This is a genomic window from Metabacillus halosaccharovorans, assembly GCF_002019635.1.
Classification (GTDB): Bacteria; Bacillota; Bacilli; order Bacillales; family Bacillaceae; genus Metabacillus; species Metabacillus halosaccharovorans.
The window spans coordinates 1,348,710-1,372,539 of record NZ_KV917371.1; the positions used below are offsets into that span (position 1 = coordinate 1,348,710).

General features: G+C 36.3%; 19 protein-coding genes and 1 pseudogene. 9 read left to right on the forward strand and 11 right to left on the reverse strand.

The features are described 5' to 3' along the window. Positions 1–20: 20 nt before the first annotated feature. From BK577_RS06185 to BK577_RS06195, 3 genes are all read left to right on the forward strand, one after another. Positions 21–719, forward strand: a complete 699-nt coding sequence (locus tag BK577_RS06185) for a polyphosphate polymerase domain-containing protein (RefSeq protein ID WP_078432130.1) — start codon at positions 21–23, stop codon at positions 717–719. 54 nt (positions 720–773) lie between these two features. Beyond that, the gene (locus BK577_RS06190) at positions 774–1,457 is read left to right on the forward strand and encodes a DUF4956 domain-containing protein (protein WP_078432131.1); all 684 of its coding nucleotides are present in this window, start codon (positions 774–776) and stop codon (positions 1,455–1,457) included. A 384-nt stretch (positions 1,458–1,841) separates the two neighbouring features. Beyond that, positions 1,842–5,270, forward strand: coding sequence for a bifunctional 2',3'-cyclic-nucleotide 2'-phosphodiesterase/3'-nucleotidase (locus BK577_RS06195; protein WP_425435936.1), 3,429 nt, complete (start codon positions 1,842–1,844; stop codon positions 5,268–5,270). A gap of 40 nt (positions 5,271–5,310) precedes the next feature. On the opposite strand, the gene BK577_RS06200 is transcribed toward BK577_RS06195, so the two are convergent. After that, a complete protein-coding gene (locus tag BK577_RS06200) occupies positions 5,311–6,243 on the reverse strand; it encodes an L-lactate dehydrogenase (protein ID WP_078432133.1) in 933 nt (310 codons plus the stop codon). A 144-nt stretch (positions 6,244–6,387) separates the two neighbouring features. Between BK577_RS06200 and BK577_RS06205 the strand changes: the two genes are divergently transcribed. Beyond that, the gene (locus BK577_RS06205; protein ID WP_078432134.1) at positions 6,388–6,918 is read left to right on the forward strand and encodes a PH domain-containing protein; all 531 of its coding nucleotides are present in this window, start codon (positions 6,388–6,390) and stop codon (positions 6,916–6,918) included. Continuing rightward, positions 6,902–8,332, forward strand: a complete 1,431-nt coding sequence (locus BK577_RS06210) for a PH domain-containing protein (RefSeq protein WP_169908131.1) — start codon at positions 6,902–6,904, stop codon at positions 8,330–8,332. Before BK577_RS06205 ends, BK577_RS06210 begins: the two co-directional genes overlap by 17 nt. A 55-nt stretch (positions 8,333–8,387) precedes the next feature. Here BK577_RS06210 and BK577_RS06215 read toward each other — a convergent pair whose 3' ends face one another. The 4 genes from BK577_RS06215 to BK577_RS06230 all read right to left on the reverse strand — a co-directional run bounded on the left by BK577_RS06215 (position 8,388) and on the right by BK577_RS06230 (position 13,727). Further along, positions 8,388–9,521: a glycerate kinase gene (locus tag BK577_RS06215; protein WP_078432136.1), complete on the reverse strand. Its 1,134-nt coding sequence runs from the start codon at positions 9,519–9,521 to the stop codon at positions 8,388–8,390. A gap of 40 nt (positions 9,522–9,561) precedes the next feature. Then, positions 9,562–10,830, reverse strand: coding sequence for a GntP family permease (locus tag BK577_RS06220; protein ID WP_078432137.1), 1,269 nt, complete (start codon positions 10,828–10,830; stop codon positions 9,562–9,564). 252 nt (positions 10,831–11,082) lie between these two features. Further along, positions 11,083–12,537 (reverse strand): phospholipase D family protein, encoded by a 1,455-nt coding sequence (locus tag BK577_RS06225; RefSeq protein WP_078432138.1) that lies wholly within the window; start codon positions 12,535–12,537, stop codon positions 11,083–11,085. Between the two features lie 251 nt (positions 12,538–12,788). Next, complete coding sequence (locus BK577_RS06230; RefSeq protein WP_078432139.1) at positions 12,789–13,727, reverse strand: hypothetical protein; 939 nt, start codon at positions 13,725–13,727, stop codon at positions 12,789–12,791. A gap of 431 nt (positions 13,728–14,158) precedes the next feature. Here BK577_RS06230 and ahpC point away from each other — a divergent pair, with 431 nt between their 5' ends. Together ahpC and ahpF are read left to right on the forward strand one after the other, a co-directional pair. Continuing rightward, positions 14,159–14,722, forward strand: a complete 564-nt coding sequence (gene ahpC / locus BK577_RS06235) for an alkyl hydroperoxide reductase subunit C (protein ID WP_026562954.1) — start codon at positions 14,159–14,161, stop codon at positions 14,720–14,722. A gap of 12 nt (positions 14,723–14,734) precedes the next feature. Then, positions 14,735–16,264, forward strand: a complete 1,530-nt coding sequence (gene ahpF / locus BK577_RS06240) for an alkyl hydroperoxide reductase subunit F (protein WP_078432140.1) — start codon at positions 14,735–14,737, stop codon at positions 16,262–16,264. A 49-nt stretch (positions 16,265–16,313) separates the two neighbouring features. Here the strand turns inward: ahpF and BK577_RS06245 are convergent, their stop codons facing one another. The 4 genes from BK577_RS06245 to BK577_RS06260 all read right to left on the reverse strand — a co-directional run bounded on the left by BK577_RS06245 (position 16,314) and on the right by BK577_RS06260 (position 20,801). Further along, complete coding sequence (locus tag BK577_RS06245; protein WP_078432141.1) at positions 16,314–16,970, reverse strand: TetR/AcrR family transcriptional regulator; 657 nt, start codon at positions 16,968–16,970, stop codon at positions 16,314–16,316. A 28-nt stretch (positions 16,971–16,998) separates the two neighbouring features. After that, a complete protein-coding gene (locus BK577_RS06250) occupies positions 16,999–18,063 on the reverse strand; it encodes an ABC transporter permease (RefSeq protein WP_078432142.1) in 1,065 nt (354 codons plus the stop codon). Further along, entirely contained in the window at positions 18,063–18,785 is a 723-nt protein-coding gene (locus BK577_RS06255) for an ABC transporter ATP-binding protein (protein WP_078432143.1), read from the reverse strand. The genes BK577_RS06250 and BK577_RS06255 overlap by 1 nt, the downstream gene beginning before the upstream one ends. 471 nt (positions 18,786–19,256) lie before the next feature. Next, complete coding sequence (locus BK577_RS06260) at positions 19,257–20,801, reverse strand: malate:quinone oxidoreductase (protein ID WP_078432144.1); 1,545 nt, start codon at positions 20,799–20,801, stop codon at positions 19,257–19,259. Between the two features lie 384 nt (positions 20,802–21,185). On the opposite strand from BK577_RS06260, the gene BK577_RS06265 reads away from it, so the two are divergent. Beyond that, on the forward strand, positions 21,186–21,743 hold the full coding sequence (locus tag BK577_RS06265; RefSeq protein WP_139367275.1) for a PadR family transcriptional regulator: 558 nt from the start codon (positions 21,186–21,188) through the stop codon (positions 21,741–21,743). A 2-nt stretch (positions 21,744–21,745) separates the two neighbouring features. Next, entirely contained in the window at positions 21,746–22,222 is a 477-nt protein-coding gene (locus tag BK577_RS06270) for a DUF4188 domain-containing protein (RefSeq protein ID WP_078432146.1), read from the forward strand. A gap of 33 nt (positions 22,223–22,255) precedes the next feature. Here the strand turns inward: BK577_RS06270 and BK577_RS06275 are convergent, their stop codons facing one another. Together BK577_RS06275 and BK577_RS26345 are read right to left on the reverse strand one after the other, a co-directional pair. Further along, entirely contained in the window at positions 22,256–23,200 is a 945-nt protein-coding gene (locus tag BK577_RS06275) for a GGDEF domain-containing protein (RefSeq protein WP_425435937.1), read from the reverse strand. After that, a pseudogene (locus BK577_RS26345) lies at positions 23,189–23,829 on the reverse strand (histidine kinase N-terminal 7TM domain-containing protein); the annotation flags it as partial. The pseudogene BK577_RS26345 and the gene BK577_RS06275, both read right to left, overlap by 12 nt. Between the last annotated feature and the right edge of the window lies 1 nt (position 23,830).

Below are 23,830 nucleotides of genomic sequence, written 5' to 3' on the forward strand. Positions count from 1 at the left end.
AAAAAAGGAGAGAAAAAAGGATGAAGGCGATGACCCTTAATGGCTCAAAGGGTAGAAGAGAATTAAAGCATGAAATGACACAGAGAGAAGTGTTTCTGCTTAGAAATAAGCTAAAACACTATATGGAGGTAGACCCTCATGCAAAGAGTGACGGGAAGTATTTTATTCGAAGTGTTTACTTCGATAACTTTGAAAATAAAGTATTAAATCAGAAAAAAGAAGGCTATTATGAGCGTGATAAATTTCGGGTAAGATTATACGATTTTAACACCTCATATCTGAATTTAGAAAAAAAGAGCAAACGAAATAACTTAACATACAAACAAAAATGTCGTATAACTTCTGATGAATATGAACAAATAAGGTTTGGAGATATAGCCTGGATGGAACATGATTCACGGCCACTTATCCAGGAATTATATTATCAAATGAACCTTTCTCAACTAAAACCACTTACAGTCGTTGATTATGAGAGAGAAGTATTTATTTATGAATATGGAAATGTTCGAGTTACCTTTGACGGCTCCATTCGAACAAGCTTTCGAAATAATGATGTGTTGAATCCGAACTTGGCGATGATTGACACCGATCCTGATATTGTTGTGCTCGAAGTAAAGTATGATGAATTTTTACCATTAGTTATTAAGCAACTATTACAAGTCAACAATTTAAGAGCAGGTGCTTACTCTAAATATCAAATTAGTCGAATGTATGGATAAGCACAGGCAATGAGTAATCGAATAAACGGAATAGAATTTTAGGAGGAAAAAAGAATGGAAAATGTATCTTTTAATGATATTTTCAAATCAAGTATTTTAGAAAAAACAAGCAGTTTTTCAATTGTAGATTCCCTTATCGGGTTATTAGTAGCTTTTTTTGTAGGATTGTTTATCTACTTTGTATATAAGAAAACTTTTTCAGGTGTTATTTACTCACACACCTTTAATATTTCTCTTATCATCATGTCGATGGCAACAGCTTTAATCATTATGGGGATTTCTTCAAATGTCCTGTTATCACTCGGTATGGTTGGTGCATTATCAATTGTTCGTTTCCGTACACCGATTAAAGATCCGATGGATATCGTCTATATTTTCTGGGCTATCGTTTCAGGTATCTTATGTGGAGCAGGATTTATCCCTCTAGTTGTGATTGGTTCTATCCTAATTGGAGCTGTGCTGATCGTTTTTATTAACAAAATTAAAATTGAAAATCCTTATTTATTAATTGTGAAATATAGTGACCTAAATGTTGAAAATTCAATCGAACATGTTGTATCTGAGAGCTCTAGAAAATATTCAGTAAAATCTAAATCTGTCATGCCTGGCCATGACTATGAAGTCACATATGAAATTCGTGTTAAAGACGAAGATTTAGGATTTATCAATAATATATCTGATATGGATGCAGTAAAATCAGCTGTTATGTTAAGCTATGACGGTAATTTTACAGCTTAAGTGATCCCTTAATTAGTTTGTCTAATGAAAAATTAGTAATGGCTGACTTAATGTTATGTGATCCTCATTAAGTCAGCTTTTTTTGTATCGTACATAGTCTAATGTCATGGATTCATAACATGATTTATACCCTATTATCTCTTTCGGTATATGCTAACATAACTAGGTTTTTGATAGATTGAAAGAAGGAATATAGGCATTTCTATTCATTATTCTACCAGAATAATTTATTCTAAAATTATTCTGCTATATTTAAGATGAGAGACTTTAGGAAACTCATATTAAATTAAAGGATGGATGGATCGAATGAAATGGCAAAGCAATCTAAAAAGTCTGAAGATTTTGTCTAGCACACTTGCAATTAGCCTGTTATCAGCACCTTTTATGGCGAATGTTGTTCATGCAGCAAAGCCAGCTACCTCCAAGGTTCAATCACAAGTTGAACTCCGGATTATGGAAACAACAGACATTCATACTAATCTACTAAGCTTTGATTATTACAAAAATGACCAAGCTCCTAAAGTCGGATTAACCAAAACGGCTAGCTTAGTGAAGCAAGCCCGATCAGAAGTAGATAACTCCATATTAGTAGATAATGGTGATCTCATTCAAGGAACTCCATTAGGCACATACAAAGCAAAGATTGACCCACTTGAAGATGGAGAGGTACATCCAGCCATTGAAGCAATGAACATCATGGACTATGACATGGCAACACTCGGAAATCATGAGTTTAACTATGGATTAGACTATTTAGATGAAGTCTATGATGATGCAAGCTTTCCTGTTATTAACTCAAACGTATATGTAGATGATCATGACGATGATTCTACAAATGATAAAAATAAGTATACCCCATATAAAGTCGTAAACAAAAAAGTGACAGATGCATCTGGAAAAACAAAGGTCATTAAAATTGGTTATATCGGCTTTGTTCCACCACAAATTAACGAATGGGATAAAGCACACTTAGATGGTAAAGTAATCACCAAAAACATCGTTGAAAGTGCTGAAAAATATGTTCCTCAAATGCAAGAAGAAGGAGCAGATGTAATTATTGCATTAGCACATTCAGGCTTCAGCAGTAATGAAGAAAACACTGAGGATACAGTATATGCCTTAAGTAAGGTGCCTGGTATTGATGCAATCACTTTTTCACACACTCACAAAACATTCCCTGCTAAGGATGTTGCCAGCTTAGACGCACTCTTTAAAGATGCTAATGGACAACCTCTGCCCGGAGTTGATAATGAAAAAGGAACAATTAATGGAGTTGCAGCGGTTCAAGCAGGATATGGCGGTGGTTCTCTTGGAATTATCGATCTTACCCTTCAAAAGGTAAAAGGTAAATGGGACGTTTCCAGCTCTCAATCTTCTACAAGATCTGCTGAAAAAACTGAAGCCGATCAAGACATCGTAAATGCGGTAAATGATGTTCATGAAAAAACAATTGAGTATGTAAATACACCTATTGGAACTACGACAGATGATATTTATAGCTACTTTGCGTTAGTTCAGGATGATCCATCTATCCAAGTTGTGACGAATGCTCAAAAATGGTACGTAGAAAATTATATTGAACTAAACAAGCCAGAATTAAAAGACCTTCCAATCCTATCAGTTGGTGCACCTTTTAAGGCGGGCCGCAATGGTGTGGAAGAGTATACTGAAATAAAAAAAGGTGATTTAACAATTCGCAGTGCTGGTGACCTATACCTTTACGACAATACGTTAAAAGCAGTAAAAGTAAAAGGCTCTATTGTAAAAGAATGGATTGAAATGTCAGCAGGTAAATTTAATACAATTGACCCTAATAAAACAGCTGAACAGGAGTTATTAGATCCTTCATTCCCAGTTTATAATTTTGATGTCATTGATGGTGTTGAATACCAAATTGATGTCACAAAACCTGCTCGCTATGATAAAAATGGAACACTTATTCATCCTGATTCCAATCGTGTTGTGAATTTAGAATATAATGGTGAATCAATTGATCCAGAGCAAGAATTTATTGTTGTCACGAATAACTATCGTGCTGGTGGCGGCGGAAACTTCCCAGGCCTAAAAAATAGTGAATTAGTTGTTGATTCTGCCGATGAAAATCGTCAAATTCTAATGGATTATATTTCAGAACTAAAAGAAGTAACACCAACTGCTGATAATAACTGGTCTATTGCCCCAATATCAGGTGATGTGAACGTTACCTTCAAAACCTCGCCAAAGGCAGAGCAATATATCACAGAAGGTAGTCCATTCTCATATACTGAAAAAACAGATGCTAATGGTTTTGGAATCTTTACCTTTAACCTTAATCGCGGAGTGAACATTCAGCTTTTAGGCCTAAATGATTTACATGGACAGTTAGATACTGTTACAAATGTAGGTGATTCTAAAGCAGGACGAATTGAATACACAGCCGCAGCATTAAAACAAGAAGAAGCAACAAACCCAAACACTCTTATGGTTCATGCAGGTGATATGATTGGCGGTAGCCCTCTCGTTTCTGCTCTCTTTCAAGATGAGCCAACAGTTGAAGTATTAGAGGAGATTGGATTTGATGCCGGAACTTTTGGAAACCATGAGTTTGATGAAGGTATTGATGAACTAAAAAGAATGATGGATGGCGGAGATCATCCAAACGGTACTCCAGGCTATGACGGAATGAATTTTCCTCTTGTTGCAGCAAATGCCTACGACACAAGTGATGGAAATTTAATTACTGATCCTTATACAGTATTGGAAACAGGTGGTCAAAAAATTGGGGTTATTGGTGTTGTTACACAAGAAACTCCGTCTATGATCGTAAGAAAAGGTAACGAAACACTGCACATTACAGAAGAGGTTGACGCTATTAATAAATATACACTCGAGCTAAAAGAACAAGGTGTTGAAGCAATAGTGGTTTTAGCCCATAATCCTGCTACACAAACGGGATATACAGATTCCTTTGACGCAAGTAGAATTGCTGAACAAATCAATGATGAAGTAGACGTGATTTTCGCCGCTCATAATCATGTGAAGGTTAATAGATTAGTAGATAATAAATTGATTGTACAAGCTTATTCTTATGGATCTGCCTTTTCAGATGTTGACTTAGAAATTGATCCATTTACAGGTGATATTTTTAGTAAGACAGCTGAGATTAAAACTGTTTACCAAGACAAATTCAACCCAGATCCAGAAGTAGCTGAGATTATGAAGAAGTATTCTGAAAAGGTAGAGCCAATTAAAGCTGAAGTTGTGGGAAAATTAACAGCAACTCTTGAAAAGGGCTATCCAACAACAAATGAAATGAGTGACCTCCCTTTAGGTAATCTAATTGCAGATGGAATGAAAGCTGCTATGAAATCAGATTTTGCTTTAATGAATGGTGGCGGTGTAAGATCTCCCCTTGAAGCTGGTGATGTTACATTCGGTGATTTATTTGCCGTTCAGCCATTTGGGAATGTTTTAAATAAAGTAAACTTAAGTGGTGCAGATTTAGAAGTTATCCTTAATGAACAGATTACATCAAGAGGGCTTGATTATCATATTTCCGGCTTTTCATACACGTACACATATGATGATTCAACAAAATCCGGAAAAGTCGTGGATATCTTCCTACCAGATGGAAGCAAGATTGATCCAGCAAAAGAATATTCAGTTGTGGTAAATAACTATATGTATGGAAACATTAGCACAAGTATTGGAAAGCTTTCTACAGACATGGAAGTAGGTCCGGTTGATCTGGATGCTACTGTTGAATACGTTAAAACTTTACCTTCACCATTTGATTATCATTCTGAAGGACGAATTAAAAGAGTTAATCTATGATGTTAAGGCCTGTTTCAGTAGAGACAGGCCTTAGCTTGTTTCACGCCCAGAATTGCGCTTGAATATCTTTTAATGTATTTACAGAGTTTGCAAACTTTGCTTTTTCATCATCTGTTAATTCCAATTCAACGACCTTTTTAATTCCTTTACGATTTATAACAGACGGAATCCCAATGAAGACATCACTATGGCCATTTTCACCTTCCAGGAGAGCACCAACAGGTAAAACTACATTCTCATTTCTTAATATCGCTCTTGTGATTCTTGCTAATCCCATTGCAATACCATAATATGTTGCACCTTTAGATTCGATGATTTTATAAGCCGCATCCCTTACCTGTACAGCAATTTCTCCCTTTCGCTCCTCTGATAACTTTGGTGCTACAGGTGTTCCGGAAATGTTTGCTGAACTCCATACCGGCAATTGAGAATCTCCGTGTTCGCCAATAATATATCCATGTACACTAGTTGGAGCTGTATCAAATTCTTCTCCCAATAAATAGCGGAATCTCGCTGAGTCCAGAATCGTCCCTGAGCCGATTACTCTCTCTTTTGGCAATCCCGAAAACTTCCATGTTGCATATGCAAGAATATCTACCGGGTTTGTTGCAACAAGGAATATGCCATTAAATCCGGATGACATAATTTGCTTCACGATTGAATCATAGATGTTTACATTTTTACTTACTAAATCTAATCGTGTTTCACCCGGTTTTTGTGCTGCTCCTGCACAAATGACCACAAGTGCAGCATCTTTACACTCCTCGTAAGAACCAAATTTTATATTCATTGCATTAGGTGCATAGACAATCCCATGATCCAGGTCCATCACATCACCTTTTGCCTTATTTTCATTTAAATCAACAAGAACAATTTCATCACTAACCCCTTGATTCATCAGCGCATAGGCATAGCTTGATCCAACTGCCCCGGTTCCTACTAAAACAACCTTATTACCAAGTGTCATACTCATTACACATACCTCCTAGTGTAAATCACTTTTATATTTACATTATTATCCTTACAGCATATAGAATAACCTGTTTTACACATATATCCCAATAATTATGAAACTATTTTCCTGTATATCTCGTATATGTTATGGAGGTGAAGATCATTGTATATCAATATTAATGAGCCGAAAAGAGAGATCTCTCCTGAAGCTGTCAAGGTGTGGAGAATGTCTAATACAATCGGTCATATCATTGCACTAGTTATCATCGCCATTCTATACATTTGCTCTGAGCGATTTGATTGGTATAACTGGGTTAGTATTGTTCTTTATTGTTTAGGCGGGCTTGCTATTTTATCAGGTATTTATTCCATTTTGATTGAACCTGTCTATCTACAACGAACCTGGCGTTATGAAATTGATCAAGAGTTTATTCAGCTAAAACATGGAAGATGGAACCAGCAACATATATTAATTCCTATGGAAAAAGTAGAATATGTGCGCACAGAACAAGGTCCAATTATGCGTCGACATAAGCTATACAACATCGAGGTTGGTACAACAACTTCTAATCATGTTATCCCTGCCATTCCCGCAGAAGAGGCAAATCTATTAAAGGCACAAATTGCTACTTTTGCAAAAATAAAAGAGCCAGAGAATGGTGAAGGAGAAAAAGAACATGCAACCAACAACTAAACGTTACCATCCTGCGATGATAGCGGTAGACCTTATTTCATTTATAAAAGGTTCAGTAGGAATTGTTCTTATCTTATTTATATTTAAAGCAACATCTACAGCTACGTGGGTTGTATGGGGCAGGTACATATTTATCATTGTTTGTATTTTCACTCTTATTTGGACCATTTTACAGTGGATGTTCTGTCAATATGAGGTTACTCAGAATTCAGTCATAGAAAGAAAAGGGGTATTTATAAAATCACAACGAACCTTGCCATTTAGCAGCATCCATAATCATAAATCAAATACAACATTTATCCATCGTTGGTTCGGACTTACGTCACTAACCCTTGAAACAGGTACAAGCGGAGAACATGCAAACTTTACTTTTCCCGTTATTACAGCTAACGAGAAACGTCATATTCTCCTTCTTTTAGAACAATCACAGGATCAACAAAATAGTGAAACACTACAACCAGTTATTGAACGAACCATTCATTTTCAATCGAATAAAAAAGACTTAATAAAGGCTTCTTTTACATCGCTTAGCTTTTTGGCCTTTTTCCCTTTATTAAGTGCCCTGTATTTTAATTTAGCAGAGCTTTTTCACATTGAAGATTCAGCCAAAAGTGCGTTCGATTATTTACTCATTCATTGGTGGATGCTTATTATTATACTGATAATAGCTATGATTCTATCTGTCTTATTTGGGTTGTTTAAAACCTTTACTAAATACGGTAACTTTGTAGTTAGTGATGATAAGGATAGAATCTATATTGAAAAAGGAATGGGAAATGTTGTTAGTTATTCAATCCTTAAACATCGGGTTCAAGCTGTTGTTATAGAACAATCCCTCTTAAAACGTTTACTTAGGCTTGTAGAAGTGAAGCTTATTAGTGCAGGAGGATCTGAGGATGGAAATGGCCAGGATACAAGTTCTTTATATCCTTTTATGCCTAAAAAACAGGCTTATCAAATCCTGCAATCCATGCTGCCTCAATATATCATTGAAGAGCGTATGGAGAGATTTCCGATTAAAGTTCTGTGGCTCAAGCTTTTTCAACCATATTATTTAACAATTTTATCAATCATTGGATTGGCCATTTTCAAAAGAGAATGGCTATGGGTAGCAGCCATTGTATTTGTCCTCTCTGTTACTTCAAGAATCCTTGATTATTGGTTCACAAGCTATATTCGCCATGGAAAAACAGTTCAAATAAGAAAAGGCGGATTTGTGAATGAAACATTTGTTACACATCACGAACGAATTCAGCAAATCACGATTAAACACTCCTGGTTACAGCGGAAATTTAATGTTGCTACACTAGTTTTTCTTAATAGAGCCAAACCAATGCATGAAAGTAGACTATATGGTCTTTCCAAAGAAGAGGCTGGTACATTTTACACTTGGTATCATGGCCATTCGAAATAAAGCTATTAACTCTTCACACATTGCCCGAAGGAGTCCTTCGGGTCCTTCCATTCATTTATTTCGCAACCTTCATAGTCGCAGCAATGTTTCTTGCTGTCAATTCCATGTAATCAGCAGCATGTTCAAAGGCATCTGGAAGTGTTGTAACACCTGGCACAATACTAAAAAGAGCATCAATACCATGTTCGTATACAACATCACAATCTTTCGATAGAGAGCCTGCTATACCAATCACAGGCACACCATATTTTTTAGCTGCCTTTGCAACACCGATAGGAGTTTTTCCAAAAATAGTTTGAGAATCAATTCTCCCCTCACCTGTTATAACGAGATTCGCGTCTTTTACTACTTCATCAAAATTCACTGCATTAAGAACAATTTGAATCCCTCTTTTTAGTTCAGCATTCAAAAAAGCTACTAGACTTCCTCCTAAACCTCCAGCAGCACCTGCCCCTTCTATATTTCGAAATGATCTTCCAAGTAATGCCTCAACAACATCGGCAAAGTGCGTCATATTCTGATCAAGCAATTGGACCATCTCAGGTGTTGCTCCTTTTTGGGGACCAAATATTGCTGATGCACCTCTTGGCCCTGTTAATGGATTATCCACATCACAGGCTACTTCAATTTTGACTTTCGTTAATCTTTGATCCAGTCCTGTCAAGTCGATAGATGAAATTTCCGAAAGCTTACCACCGCCTGCCTTCATATCATTTCCATCTGAATCTAGTAATCTCCCACCTAACGCTTGGACCATCCCTGCTCCTCCATCATTTGTGGCGCTTCCACCAACCCCAATAATCATATGCTCTACACCTAAATCAAGGGCGGATAGAATTAACTCTCCTGTACCTCTTGTCGTCGTTACTAATGGGTTTCGTTGTTCAACAGGAACCAAATGCAAACCGGATGCAGCAGCCATTTCAATAACCGCCGTTTTTCCATCACCCATCAAACCAAAGAAAGCTTTAACCGGATTTCCAAGTGGACCCGTCACAATTCTTTCTTTAATTGAACCGTTAGTTGCATCGACTAAAGATTGAACTGTACCTTCTCCACCATCCGCCATTGGCATTTTATGATAATCAGCATTTGGAAAAATCATTTTGAAGCCTCGCTCTATTGCAAGAGCTGCCTCCATAGCAGATAAGCTTTCTTTAAAAGAATCAGGGGCAATGACTATTTTCATCTTTTAAATCTCCTTTCTAAAAACGTTTTTTTAATTATCGTTAACCAAAAAGTTTAAACACTCCGAATATGAGGGTGGAAATGACCGCAAGCGTGAAACCAACCAAAAATTCATATGGCATTAGCTTTAAGCGCTCTTTAATTTCCATGTTGACACTTCCTGCTGTTGCATGAAAGAAACTTCCGTGCGGCAAGTGATCAAGCACTGTTGCGCCTGCATGAATCATGGCAGCCCCCGCTAATGCTGAAATTCCCACACCTAAAATAGTACTACTGAAAACACCGCTTGCTACAGCTGTACCCGCTGTGGTTGAAGCTGTTGCCGCAGACATGAAAATTCCGGATACAGGTGCCAATAAATAGGCCGGCAAGCCAGATGAGCTTAATCCATTGATCATAACATTCTTCAATTCAGAATTAGCGATGATCCCAGCCAATGTTCCAGTTCCTAATAGCATAATTGCAACACCAGACATTTTACTTAATCCTGAAACGGCATAATCATTAAGTTCCCTGGTCTTATTCATCGCAATTGCGCCAATAATTCCTCCTATAGGCAGGGCAACCATCGGGTCAATATTAATATCAAATAATGGTCTTAACACCAGTAAAATAATTGTAACGAGTGGTCCAATCATAGCTGTCATAAATAAAGGCTTTTTTTCCATACCTGAGACTTCAACATCTAGGTCCATGACAACAGAGCCTTTTTTTGCTACCTTTTTTGCTAAATAATACGTTACTGCAATACCAAAAATAGCCGGAATGATTCCTGCCGACATAATCGATGTCAGCGGTACATTAAAGGCATCAGATGCTGCAATTGCATTTGGGTTTGGTGACATGATATTTCCTGCTTTTCCTCCACCAATCATCGCTAGTAAAATAGCAGTCTTAGAAAGATGTACCCGCTTAGCAATAGCTAACGCAATCGGTGCAACAGTAATAACAGCTACATCTACAAAAACACCGACAGTTGTCAAAATCATTGTTGCTACAGCCAACGCTAAGAGCGCTTGTGATTCTCCAAACTTTTTGACAATTTTTTCTGCTATTGATGAAGCTGCACCAGATTCAATTAAAACACCTGCCAGGACACCCGCAGCCATTATTCTCAATACTGCCGGAATAATATCTTTTGCACCCGCTATCATTAAATTCACTGTATTCGTAATATCAACGCCACCTATCAACCCTCCGATCAAGGCTCCGGCAACCATTCCATAAGCAGGTGGCACTTTTTTTAGAATTAACACAATCGCAATGATCAAGGCACTTATTGCTCCTAAAGCGCTTACTGAAACATCCATGCTGATTCCTCCCCAATGCTGTTTTTTATATGTTAATTGTTACATTGTGAAAGAAAAGACCATCTGCAAATGCACAATAAAATATATTATGTATTAATTTTGCTAGATATAACTCTATTAAACCGTATATAGGCAGGCCTGTTCAACAATTTCCATTAGCAGGTTCATGGAATAATCATTGCCTACTACATTCCTGCCCCACAACTTGTTCCTGCTACAAATTAATAAAGGCTCTCTGTTACCGCTAGTAACTTAATAAGTAGTCATCTGGAATACTTTTTGAATCATATACATGATGTATTTAAATACTGGTAACTGATCCTGATATTCTTCATAATCTACTGTGTAAGTGCCGTCTTCATTGCTCCAAATTCGATTGAAATAGTGATCAACTGACTCTACAAACTTACTTTCTGTTGGTGCTATTATTTTGATCCCTTCTTCTACATTATAGTCATCGAGATTTCGCGAAGTAAAATTGCTCGAGCCTCCTATGACAACGGACTCCTGTTGACCCTTTATATAAATCAGTTTTGAATGATATTGCTCTTTGTTTGTAGCATACCAGCGAATTGTAATATTTTCATAGTCTAGATTTTGAAGTTCTGCTGCAATGGGTAGATTCGGCAAACCGATTTTTTCTTGTCCAAAAGCATTTTGATTTGGATCTAATACAATGTTAATTGTAACTCCCCTTTTTGCAGCATCCTCTATACCATGAATGATATCCCTATCAGCCAAATAAAACATACCGATCCAAACCTTATCTTCTTTATTAGCCTTATTCAGAGCATTTACAACATGTGTTTGAACCTTTCTTTCTGTAAGAATCTGAGCATGCAATGATAATCCTTTTTCTAATGAAGAAGGTTTAATTTTCTCATCTAATTCAACCTTTGAAGGAAATACGTTTAAGTTTCCGCCTGAAAATGCAACTATTGCTTTTTCAGCTCTCACCATATCTTTTAGGATTGCTCCTTTTACTTTAAATCCTATATTGGAATGAAACCCGCTCGCATCATGTGGATTCGCAGATAAAACCAATCCGGAATCTTCTGTAATGACTACTTTTCTGTGATTTGCTTTGATATTCAATAATTTTAAATAAGAACGTGCTGTTACTTCTGGCGCAGACTTTTCCATTGGATTTGGGAGCCAACCGTTGTCATCCTGTCCAAACCACTTTACTGTCGCTCTCCAAAGTCCAGAATATAAAAGATTAGGATCCCGTAATCGGTCCAAGTTCGTATAAACAACTTCCACACCAAGATCCTCCAGTGGATCGATTTGCTTGGCCTCATGAGATCCATATGTAGTATTAATTTGATCGGTAATAAAAACTACTTTTAAATTAGGGTACTTCTCTTTTTGTTTTTCAATTGATTTCATTAATCTTTCACTAAGCTTTGGGTACAAACGTTTACCATCTGTATACCCATTAACTAAGAAAAGATCGAGTATTAGAAAATTCTCCGCCTCCTGAATTGTTTTAAATACCTCGTCAAAAATAGAGCGATCATACACTTCTTCCCCCTCTTTTTGATACGTGAGATCATATAAAAAATCAATATCTTGATCTGATATTGTATGGACCTTACTTTGATAGGAAAGTCCGGGTGGAAGAGGCTTAACTCTGTGATAAAACATGATTACTGATAAAACTATGATTATAATGACGCTAATTATCCATTTTTTCTTCATATTCATTTGATTCCCTCATTTAGTTTTTCTCTCTATATACCCTTTTTTGAGTTCGGGAAATCCTGTGCTAACTAAAATGTTTCACGTGGAACGAAATTTAAGAAAAAAATGACTTTTTTCAAGCCTCTTTCTTTCATTTCACCCTATCTTTCAACACTCAATAAAAAACTCCTTCACAAAACAAAAACAGCAATCTTATCCATACAAGATTGCTGTTCCTTAAACTTCTGTTCCAAAGATTATTGAATCCCGCATCCCTACAAACTCTCAATTAACTCCTTTCTTTCGTGACCAATGGTTTCTACCTCTCCTTTTCTCGCCTCAAACTGTTCCGATAAATTCGATAAAATTTCACTAACCTTTGTGAGTTGGCTTTTTGTTTGTTCTAAAGAGTCGTTAATCTTTCCTTGAACCATCATATCTACATAGAAGCCATCAAAAAAGAAATCGGCAAATTTAAGCATGCCTGAGATATCAATTTCGAGATGCGCTTCTTCTTTTATGTCTAATAGTTCTTTTTGAAAATATCGCATACTTGTTTGAGCTTTATGGATGCTGGCTTCAGCTTCATCCAAGTGTTGGTGTTTTACAAAACTGGAGATTGAACCACCGCCGAACATATCAAATGTTCCCCAGTTACTTGCTTTTTCTAGAGATGTTTGAGCTTCCAAAAGATCATGTTTTACGCGTGTTCCAGCAACAATAGCTTCTTCTAACTCTTGTATATAGGCTTTAAGAATCCCCTCTTGTTCACTCAATTCAAACATTTTATCTGCATGAGGGGAATGACTTGCTTTAATCATTTTCTCTTTCTCAGAAAGAAGTTGCTTGTAGCTAGATTCTACGTTGTTTAACGTATGTAATTTATTTTTCAGATCAAGAATAGCCTTATTTATTTCAGATTTTGTTTTGCTTGCTTCTTCCAGTTTATGCTTAGCAGCAATGAGTTCCTGCTTTTCCTTTGAAAGTTTTTCATCCTTTGTTCCGGATAATAGAGCAAATAGATTTTTCAGAGTCATTTTTTCAAGCTGAGTAACATCTTTTTCTTCTGATTTGTAGATCTTTTGCAACTGGGCAATTCTCTCCTCAACCACTTTATATTCTTTTTGAAAATCCTCTATTTGAGCTTCAAACTTTTGTTTTTTACGTAAATTCCCTTTTATCTCAATTAACTTAGTATTTATCTCTGAGAACATCATATTCCTCCAATTTTTCCCCTTTTATCTATTTTACGAAATACTTTGGGAAAAGTTTCAACTCGAGTATGGAAGCATTCCTTGTTTAAGTTATTTGATTTTGGGAATTCTAGTGATGTTGTAATTCCTTATCGATCATTTAAATTTCGTTGATAACACGAATCCAAGGATTGCAAACTTCTTTCTCATTTAGAGTTAGAAATTCAAGTAAATCCCAAGAATTAACTAAGGTTAAATTCCTCTACTATTTTCAAATTGATTATAACACCTTTGACAATATAGCAAAGAAAACACTTACATTATTTTTTATTAAAAAGATATAATCGTTTCACTTGACTAAAAGCAAATTCTATTTGATAATTTATATAAAATTAGAACAATTATTGAAAGTATTTAATAGTTGTTCAAACACATTTAGGAGGAATATAAACATGTCATTAATCGGTACTGAAGTAAAACCTTTCGCAGCAAAAGCATTCAAAGATGGTGAATTCATCGATGTAACAAACGAAAGCTTAAAAGGTCAATGGAGCGTATTCTGCTTCTATCCAGCAGATTTCACTTTCGTATGCCCAACTGAGCTTGAAGATTTACAAAACGAATATGAAAACTTAAAAGCTCTTGGAGTTGAAGTTTACTCTGTTTCTACTGATACTCACTTCACACATAAAGGTTGGCACGATAGCTCAGAAAAAATCGGTAAAATCAAATATGCAATGATCGGTGATCCATCTCAAGTGGTTTCTCGTAACTTTGAAGTGTTAAATGAAGAAGAAGGTCTTGCTGACCGTGGTACTTTCATTATTGATCCAGACGGAGTTATCCAAACTGTTGAAATTAACGCTGGAGGCATCGGTCGTGATGCAAGCACGCTTATTAACAAAGTTAAAGCGGCTCAATATGTTCGCAACAATCCAGGTGAAGTTTGCCCAGCTAAATGGGAAGAAGGTTCTGAAACACTTAAGCCAAGCCTTGATCTTGTTGGAAAGCTGTAAGGAGAGTCATAAATGGTACTTGATGCAGAAATTAAAGCACAGTTAGAACAATATCTTCAGCTATTAGAAGGCGATATTGTTCTAAAAGTTAGTGCTGGTAGTGATAAAATCTCAACTGACATGTTGGAGCTGGTGAATGAGCTAGCTTCCATGTCTTCAAAAATTGCTGTTGAGAAAGCAGAATTAACCAGAACACCAAGCTTTAGTGTAAATCGTGTTGGTGAAGATACAGGTGTTACTTTTGCCGGTATTCCTCTTGGTCATGAATTTACTTCATTAGTTTTAGCTCTCTTGCAAGTTAGTGGAAGACCACCAAAGATTGATCACAGTGTAATTGATCAAATTAAAGGTATTAGTGGTGAACATCACTTTGAAACATATGTAAGTTTAAGCTGTCACAACTGTCCTGATGTTGTACAGGCTCTTAATATTATGAGTGTGTTAAACCCTAATATCACACATACGATGATTGATGGAGCTGCCTTTAAAGAGGAAGTTGAATACAAAAATGTTATGTCTGTGCCTGCTGTTTACTTAAATGCAGAATTTTTAGGTGGCGGCCGTATGACACTCGAAGAAATCCTTGCTAAAATCGGTACCGCACCTGATGCATCAGAGTTCGAGAACAAAGAGCCTTATGATGTTTTAGTTGTTGGTGGTGGTCCTGCTGGTTCAAGTGCAGCTATTTACGCAGCACGTAAAGGGATCCGTACAGGTATCGTTGCTGAACGCTTTGGCGGTCAAGTTCTAGACACAATGAGCATTGAGAACTTCATTAGCGTAAAAAGCACTGAAGGCCCTAAGCTTGTAGCAAGTCTTGAAGAGCATGTTAAGGAATACGGCATCGATGTCATGAATTTACAACGTGCTAAAGGGATTGAAAAGAAAGATCTTTTTGAACTTGAGCTTGAAAACGGCGCTGTGCTAAAAAGTAAAAGTGTGATTGTTTCTACAGGTGCTCGCTGGCGTAATGTTGGTGTACCTGGTGAACAGGAATTCAAAAACAAAGGTGTTGCTTACTGCCCTCACTGTGATGGTCCCTTATTTGAAGGTAGAGATGTTGCCGTTATTGGTGGCGGAAACTCAGGTATTGAGGCAGCAATTGACCTTGCAGGAATTGTAAAACATGTTACTGTTCTTGAATTCATGCCAGAACTAAAAGCTGATGATGTCCTACAAAAACGTTTATACAGCCTTCCAAATGTAACTGTTCTAAAGAATGTGCAAACAAAAGAAATTACAGGAACAGACAGTGTGAATGGTATTACGTACATTGACCGTGAAACAGGTGAAGAAGGACATGTTGAACTACAAGGTGTCTTTGTTCAAATCGGCCTTGTTCCAAACACTGATTGGTTAGAAGGTATTGTGGAACGTAACCGTATGGGTGAAATCATTGTCGATAAACATGGTGCTACAACTGTACCTGGTTTATTTGCTGCAGGTGACTGTACGGACAGTGCATATAACCAAATTATTATTTCAATGGGATCTGGAGCTACCGCAGCATTAGGTGCTTTTGATTACCTTATTAGAAACTAAGCTCGTTAAATTGAAAGCCGCTCTTACATTATGATGTAAAGCGGCTTTATTACTGTTCTTTATTTCTAATACCATCCATCACAAAACGAACTGCATCTTCAATTTCTTCTTCAGTAATAGAATAATCATTTAATAATACTAAGCGGGAGGCTAAAAACCCCGCAATAAATGTTAACACCATTTTTACGATACGGTCTGTCGGTATATCTACAAACTCACCACGTTCTTTAAATATATCCAAAGCTTTATTTACACGTATGATAAAGTTCTCTGATAAAATGGGCAATAAATTGCTTTTTAGTTCTTCATTATATAAAATTTCCTTTATAACAACCTTAGCAATCTCTTTGTTTTCGAAAAAGAAATTGATTCTGTTTTTTAGAAAGGCTTTAAGAAATTCCTCAAATGTATGAACATTTGAAGACATAATTTCGTTAAACACTTCCTCTGCCATGATCGGAAAGGATTCTTTAAAAAAAGGAAGAATAACAGAAAGTAATAAATTATCTTTCGTTCCATAATGTCTAAAAATAGTTCCTTCTGCGACTCCAGCAGCTTTGGCAATTTCACTAGTAGATGTATTGGCATAACCTTTTTCAGCAAAAATTGTGATGGCTGCTTCGACAATTTTCTGTTGTTTTTCCGTTTGCTTCTTCGATAATTTTGCTTGAGCAATTAATGCATCCAACAACTTACTTTCAGACACTTACCACACGCCCCTTCATTACCCACTATTATAGCTTACGGTACTTTTTCAGAGCAAATAAATTCAATATGATAAAGATTATGGCAAAAGCAGCCAAGGCATAGAGGTCTCCACGTATACCTGCAAATCCTAATCCCTTATACATAACACCCTTCAAGGCATCTGCTGCATAATACAATGGCATGATCTTTGCGATTGCTTGCAGCCAATTGGACATCCCTTCCAATGGTAAAATTCCTGAAAAGAAAATCTGTGGTACTACTGCTACAGGGATAAACTGAACCATTTGAAACTCTGAAGATGCAAACGATGATAGAAGAATCCCTAAGGATAATGCAACTAAAGCAAGGAGTAAATTAATTAAAATGACATTCCAAATTGAACCGATCAGAACCATGTCTAATACATTTATAGAATAAAAAACAATTACAACCGTTTGAAGAATAGCAAATACTCCAAAGCCGATTAAGTAAGCAGTTATAATTTCCCCTCTCCTAATAGGTGTTGCCATTAATCTTTCTAAAGTACCTGTTGTTCGTTCTTTTAATAATCCGATACCGGAGATTAAAAACACAAAAAAGAAGACAAAAAAGCCGATTAGAATAGGACTAAGAACATCAAAAAACACTGTTTCGCTATCTCCATATACATATTTAATTTCTAACGGATCTTCTGAAGGCATCTCTAGCTTCATATTACTTTTCATCATCAATTGTGATAATAACTGTTTATTCGTTATCTGTTTTATTTTCATTTGCAAGCCTTGTGCTAAATTAGGGTCACTATTTAATAACGTCAATTTCCATTTATCATCTTCTACTTTTAAATACCCATCTAAATCTTGTTCTGCGATTATTTCTTCTATATTAGAAGTTTTTTCGAATTCCTCTACTAAAATATTTGCCTCTTCAAACTGCTCAATTAATTGGTCACTAGCATTCTCTACACCTAATGTCGGGTCTATATTTTCTCCATTAAATACTAAGTACATGAGAGTTAAGATTAGTAAAGGGGCTATAAATAAAAGCGCTAAGGTTCGTTTATCTCTAAGCATTTGTTGAAATATTCGTCTAACTAATGCAGTTATTCTCATCATTTTTTTCTCCCTGCGTTTAAGAATACTTCATCAAAATTGCTTGCCTTGTATTGCTCTTTTAGTTCCTGTGGTGTACCACTAGTAATGATCGCCCCATCCCTAATCATTGCAATGTGATCACATTTTTCCGCTTCATCCATCACATGAGTAGTGATAATAATCGTTTTTCCTTCTTGCTCCTTTAATCGGATAAGCTCCTTCCAAATACTAAACCTCAGCTCTGGATCAATTCCTACTGTTGGTTCATCTAAGATAAGTATTTGAGGATTTTGAATTAATGCGATAGCAAGAGATAAACGCCGTTTCATTCCACCTGAATATGCCAAAACTTTTTTGGAAAGATGTTCTGTGAGATTAACTAAATTAGCCGTGTAAGCAATTCGCTCCTTTATTTCAGCTTTATTTAACTTATAGAGGGAAGCAAAAAATGTGAGATTTTCTTTACCTGTCAATTCTGCATAGAGTGCATCTGATTGAGCCATATACCCAATTTCTTGCAGCAGCCTCAAATTAGGTACTTTCTCCTTAAGAACATGAATAGCCCCACGATCTGGTTTATCCATCCCTACAATCATTTTTACTAAAGTCGTTTTTCCTGCACCTGAAGGACCAATAAAACCGTAGATGGATCCTTCTTTAATACTTAAATCAATATCATTTAATACGACCTTATTTCCGAAACGTTTACTTACCTTCTGAATTGAGATAGTTTCCTTCATGTTAACCTCCCATAAATAAAATAAGTGAGTAATTACTCACTTATTTTATAACACAATCTATTTTGTCCTGTCAACAAAAAGTGAGTGTTTGCTCACCTTTTTGCCATACCTCATATATCTGGTAGCCCATAAAGTGAGTCCATCCTCATACAACAAGTGTGGAAACCTGATTCATCCCATTTTAAGCCTTCCCCCTTCGATCTATATGACCAAACCTCCTTTCTATGATTGATAAAGAAAAAACCAAATCCAAGATCAGCTATCCATTTCTAATATCCTTATAGAATAATTAGCTAATTTCAATAATTCCTATCGTATCCATAATATCGTGCGGGTTAAATAATGAAACAAAAGCCGCTTACCTTTATATTGGAAAGCGACTTTTGGTTTAAAGTATTTTTTGCTTGTTATATTAGCGTCTAAGTATAGATAAAACTGGGACAGGTTACCTGTCCCCTTGTTCCATTTTGCTTAATTCACTATATTGCTAGTTGTTACTGGGACAAGGTTCCTGTCCCTGTGTTCCAATTCTTTTCCAGACAGACCAAGAGTCTGAGCTGTTGATGTGTGGATTTGGTGGAGAAGTGCCGGATTTTCTAATAGGGATTTGCCGTATGATGGAATCATTTGTTTGATTTTTGGTTCCCATTCATTGATATGTTCAGGGAAGCATTTTGTTAGAACTTCAAGCATGACATGAACGGCAGTTGAGGCACCTGGAGATGCTCCGAGCAGTGCTGCAATTGAGCCGTCTGATGCACTAACAACTTCTGTACCAAATTGCAGTGTTCCTTTGCCACCGGCTTCAGTATCTTTGATTACCTGTACACGTTGTCCTGCTACAACTAAATTCCAATCTTCACTTTTGGCATTGGGAATAAATTCGCGTAATTCTTCCATTCGCTGCTCTTTCGATAACATCACTTGCTGGATCAGGTACTTTGTTAATGACATGTTTTTTGCACCTGCTGCTAACATTGTTAAAAGATTATCTGGTTTAACAGATGTGATTAAGTCAAACATGGATCCATTTTTCAGGAACTTTGGTGTAAAGCCTGCAAATGGTCCGAATAGTAGCGACTTTTTATTGTCAATAAACCGAGTGTCGAGATGGGGCACAGACATTGGCGGCGCACCAACCTTAGCTTTTCCGTATACCTTTGCATGGTGCTGTGCGACAACATCAGGATTATTACATACCATAAATAGGCCGCTCACCGGAAATCCTCCAATATGCTTGCCTTCAGGAATACCAGTTTTTTGCAGTAAATGCAGACTGCCTCCTCCGCCTCCGATAAAGACAAATTTTGCAGTATGATGCTCAACAGTACCGCTATCCAGATTCTGTACTTTCAATTCCCATAAACCTTCACTTGTTCGTTTGATATCCTGAACAGTATGTTTATAGTTTATTTCAACATTTTTTCTCTCTAAGTGGTCAAATAACATGCGTGTTAATGCACCAAAGTTGACATCCGTCCCCGTGTCAATTTTGGTTGCGGCTATAGGTTCATCCGTGGAACGGTCTTGCATAATTAGTGGTATCCATTCCATTAGTTTTTTTGGATCCTCGGAAAATTCCATCCCTTGAAAAAGTGGATTTTTTGATAGCGCTTCAAATCGCCTTTTTAAAAACGATACATTTTGTTCTCCTTGGACTAAACTCATATGTGGCAATGACATGATAAAATCCTCTGGATTTTGAATCAGCTTGCTTTTAACAAGATAAGACCAAAATTGCATTGAAACCTGAAACTGTTCATTGATGTTTATTGCTTTACTTATATCTACAGAACCATCCGGCTTTTCAACCGTGTAATTAAGCTCACAAAGTGCTGCGTGCCCCGTTCCTGCATTATTCCATTCATTGGAGCTTTCCTCTCCTGCTTTAGAAAGCTTTTCGAATACAGTTATTTCCCAATCCGGTATTAATTCTTTCAAAAGTGTCCCCAAAGTCGCACTCATCATACCGGCACCAATTAAGATTACGTCTGTTTTTTTCTGTATGCTGCCCATTATAACCTTCCTTATCCCCTATATTTGTAAGAAAACCTGACTTATTGCCAAGCCTTGATCTCGTCTGATACTACCAACTGTAAAATTTACTGCGTTGTGATCGTACATAAGGAGGAGCTCCTGCTTGGGAGTTACAGAAAGCAAGGAACACCTTTAGAAAAATCCTTTTCTGTCTTACCTATAATTATACTACTATTTTATCTATTTTTTGATTAAAATTTCTACCATTATCTGATTATTATAAACTATTTAACGCTTCCAAAAAAGGATGAACTCCTTTAAGTAAAAAACAAAACCCAGCTTCCACAAATATATTGCAAGTATTTTCCATGTAAAGTATTATATATCTTAATGATATATATCTTTTTGATAGGTGAGGAAGTAGTGAAAAATTATACCAATACAACGTACGCAATTTTAGGAATTTTAACAACTGAATGCAATTCAGGTTATTCCATTAAACAATTCATTGATGAGAGCTTAAATCACTTTTGGAAAGTTAGTTATGGTCAAATTTACCCAACACTGAAATTTATTGTTCAAGAGGGATTAGCTGAAGTTCAATCATCTTCTACTGCAGGTAAGCCAGACCGAAATGAATACAAACTGACTACAAAAGGAGTAGAAACATTAAAAAAATGGTTAGAGGAACCAATCAATCAGCTACCTGTTGAAAGAAATGAACTTTTATTAAAGCTGTTTTTTGGACACTATCAATCACATGAACAAACGATCTCTCTCCTTCAAAATTACAAACAAGGATTACATCACCGGTACCAAACCTATGAATCAATTGAGCAAGCTATTTTACAGCATCAACATCACGATAAAAATTCTTTGTATTGGTTATTCACTTTAGATTATGGAAAAAGAATAACGAAAGCTGCAATGGAATGGTGTGAGTGTACTCTTCAAAAGTATGTTTCAATTAAGGAGGATTAAAAGTGGCCAAACAGCTTTTTACCGGGCGTTTTACGACTGAAAATGAAGAGGATATTGTTGTTTTTATTATTGGAATGAGGGTGAATAATCGACTCGCAGTACACAAGTGGTTCCCAGTCTTTCAAGCTATGCCTGGAATGATTAAGGAACTTTATACAAACAAAGAGGACCTTGGCTTTTTATCTATGGAAAGCTATTTTGGGTTAAGAACGACCGTCATGATTCAATACTGGCGTTCATTAGATGATCTGCTTGCTTATGCTAATTTTGAAAAACACTTAACTGCATGGAAGAATTTTAATCAAAAGGTTGGAGCGAATCGTGCAGTCGGAATTTACCACGAAACCTATCAGGTAAAAAAGGGAAATTATGAATCTTTCTATGGAAATATGCCCTATTATGGGTTAGGTAAAGCGTTAAAGCATATTCCAGTTGCAACTAAGCATGAATCAGCCCGCAAACGCCTCAAGTTAGAATAGTTGTATTAATAATAAGCACCTTAATTCAGTTCGTTAAGGTGCTTTTATCATTTCTCCCTTTTCACCGTTGAAGACATTCACTTGATTACGTCCTTCGCCTTTTGCTCTGTATAATGCATTATCAGAATGATTCAAAAGCTGATATAGTGTTTCATCTCTCTCTTCTGATGCTTCGGCTACACCCAGGCTTAACGTAACATATATATCGCCCTTATCGCTTCGTAGAGGCTGTGTTTCTACATATCTACGTAACTTATTCGCTATCTCTTCTCCCTCTATTGCTGTACAGCCTTTTAAGGCAAGAACAAATTCTTCTCCGCCATAACGAGCAAATAACTCACCCTCGTTTAACTGAGTTTGGCAGGCTTTTACGACATGCTTTAACAATTGATCACCAATATGATGTCCATACGTATCGTTCACTTTTTTAAAATAATCAATATCAATCAATATCATTGTAAACGGAATTGATCTCTTCTTTGCTTCAGCAAATTCCTGCTCACTTTTTTGAAAAAATGCCCGGCGGTTGTAAATTTGGGTAAGCTCATCATAATAAGCTAATTGCTCTAATTTAACTTGTAATCTTTTAAGTTCTGTTATATCAGTAAAAATAATTAATAAACCCTTTTCATACTTTGCATGCTGTAATGAGGAACTTCGCACCTGATATATTCGATCAGAAGCTAGGTGTATTTCCTTTGTAAAGGTAGAAGTTCTTTCTATTTTAGTAGGAAATGGGCTTCCTGATAATTGAAGCCAAACCTTTTCAAACCCCGTTCCAAGCATGGATGTATTGATGTTAGGAAACATACTTTTACATGATTGGTTAAATTCGATTAATCGATAGAATTCATCCAACACAATCACTCCATCATTGATACTATTAAAAATAGTAGTCTTGGCAATAGGTGTAAGAGTAAACAAACGTGAGGTATTAATCGACCACAAATATAAAAGAGAGGATAGCCATAAAACCATTGGTACTGGATCGACTCCTGGAGGTGTTAATCCAATTAAATAGATAAAAGCGGTCAGCATCGGTACTAATTGTCCGAACATTAACGCAGTTAATTGCGGGCGATATATCTTGGCCGTTTCTTTCCATTGGAAAATAAGCAGCAAAAACGCAACAAACATACAGGAAAATGTAAAATACCATGCACAACATACCATATTCCTATCTCCTGATGAATAAAAGGAGCACCTAAGATTGGATCAACCTCATACACTCTATAATGGAGATGATGGATATCATTTGTAGCTACCATAATAAGGCTAATAACCGGTATAGTAAAAAGGATCATAATCCTACTAGGCGTTGTTTTTATTCCTAAATATTTCATAATAAACAGCAATCCCAGTAGTGGTGAAAACGGCATTCCAATATATAAAATAATTGTCCAAAACTTTATTTGCTCAAGATTTGTTGCTATTAAACTAAATGCAGAAGCAAAGCAATAAATGGTAATCGTAATCATATATAAAATAAAAACACGAGCAATATTTGAATATTGATGGCGTCTTAAAAAAACCGATGAGCATAAATACAAATTCAGTACGCCTGATGTGCAAATAAGTGTAATATAAGCTGTCAGTTGAGAATTCACG

Bases quoted from the DNA above. Each gene is read 5' to 3' on its own strand.
- BK577_RS06250 (WP_078432142.1), bottom strand. From the start codon at position 18,063: ATGAGAATAACTGCATTAGTTAGACGAATATTTCAACAAATGCTTAGA.
- BK577_RS06185 (WP_078432130.1), top strand. From the start codon at position 21: ATGAAGGCGATGACCCTTAATGGCTCAAAGGGTAGAAGAGAATTAAAG.
- ahpF (WP_078432140.1), top strand. From the start codon at position 14,735: ATGGTACTTGATGCAGAAATTAAAGCACAGTTAGAACAATATCTTCAG.
- BK577_RS06200 (WP_078432133.1), bottom strand. From the start codon at position 6,243: ATGAGTATGACACTTGGTAATAAGGTTGTTTTAGTAGGAACCGGGGCA.
- BK577_RS06215 (WP_078432136.1), bottom strand. From the start codon at position 9,521: ATGAAAATAGTCATTGCCCCTGATTCTTTTAAAGAAAGCTTATCTGCT.
- BK577_RS06260 (WP_078432144.1), bottom strand. From the start codon at position 20,801: ATGGGCAGCATACAGAAAAAAACAGACGTAATCTTAATTGGTGCCGGT.
- BK577_RS06190 (WP_078432131.1), top strand. From the start codon at position 774: ATGGAAAATGTATCTTTTAATGATATTTTCAAATCAAGTATTTTAGAA.
- BK577_RS06275 (WP_425435937.1), bottom strand. From the start codon at position 23,200: ATGGTTTTATGGCTATCCTCTCTTTTATATTTGTGGTCGATTAATACC.
- ahpC (WP_026562954.1), top strand. From the start codon at position 14,159: ATGTCATTAATCGGTACTGAAGTAAAACCTTTCGCAGCAAAAGCATTC.
- BK577_RS06225 (WP_078432138.1), bottom strand. From the start codon at position 12,537: ATGAATATGAAGAAAAAATGGATAATTAGCGTCATTATAATCATAGTT.
- BK577_RS06220 (WP_078432137.1), bottom strand. From the start codon at position 10,830: ATGGATGTTTCAGTAAGCGCTTTAGGAGCAATAAGTGCCTTGATCATT.
- BK577_RS06195 (WP_425435936.1), top strand. From the start codon at position 1,842: ATGGCGAATGTTGTTCATGCAGCAAAGCCAGCTACCTCCAAGGTTCAA.
- BK577_RS06255 (WP_078432143.1), bottom strand. From the start codon at position 18,785: ATGAAGGAAACTATCTCAATTCAGAAGGTAAGTAAACGTTTCGGAAAT.
- BK577_RS06210 (WP_169908131.1), top strand. From the start codon at position 6,902: ATGCAACCAACAACTAAACGTTACCATCCTGCGATGATAGCGGTAGAC.
- BK577_RS06230 (WP_078432139.1), bottom strand. From the start codon at position 13,727: ATGTTCTCAGAGATAAATACTAAGTTAATTGAGATAAAAGGGAATTTA.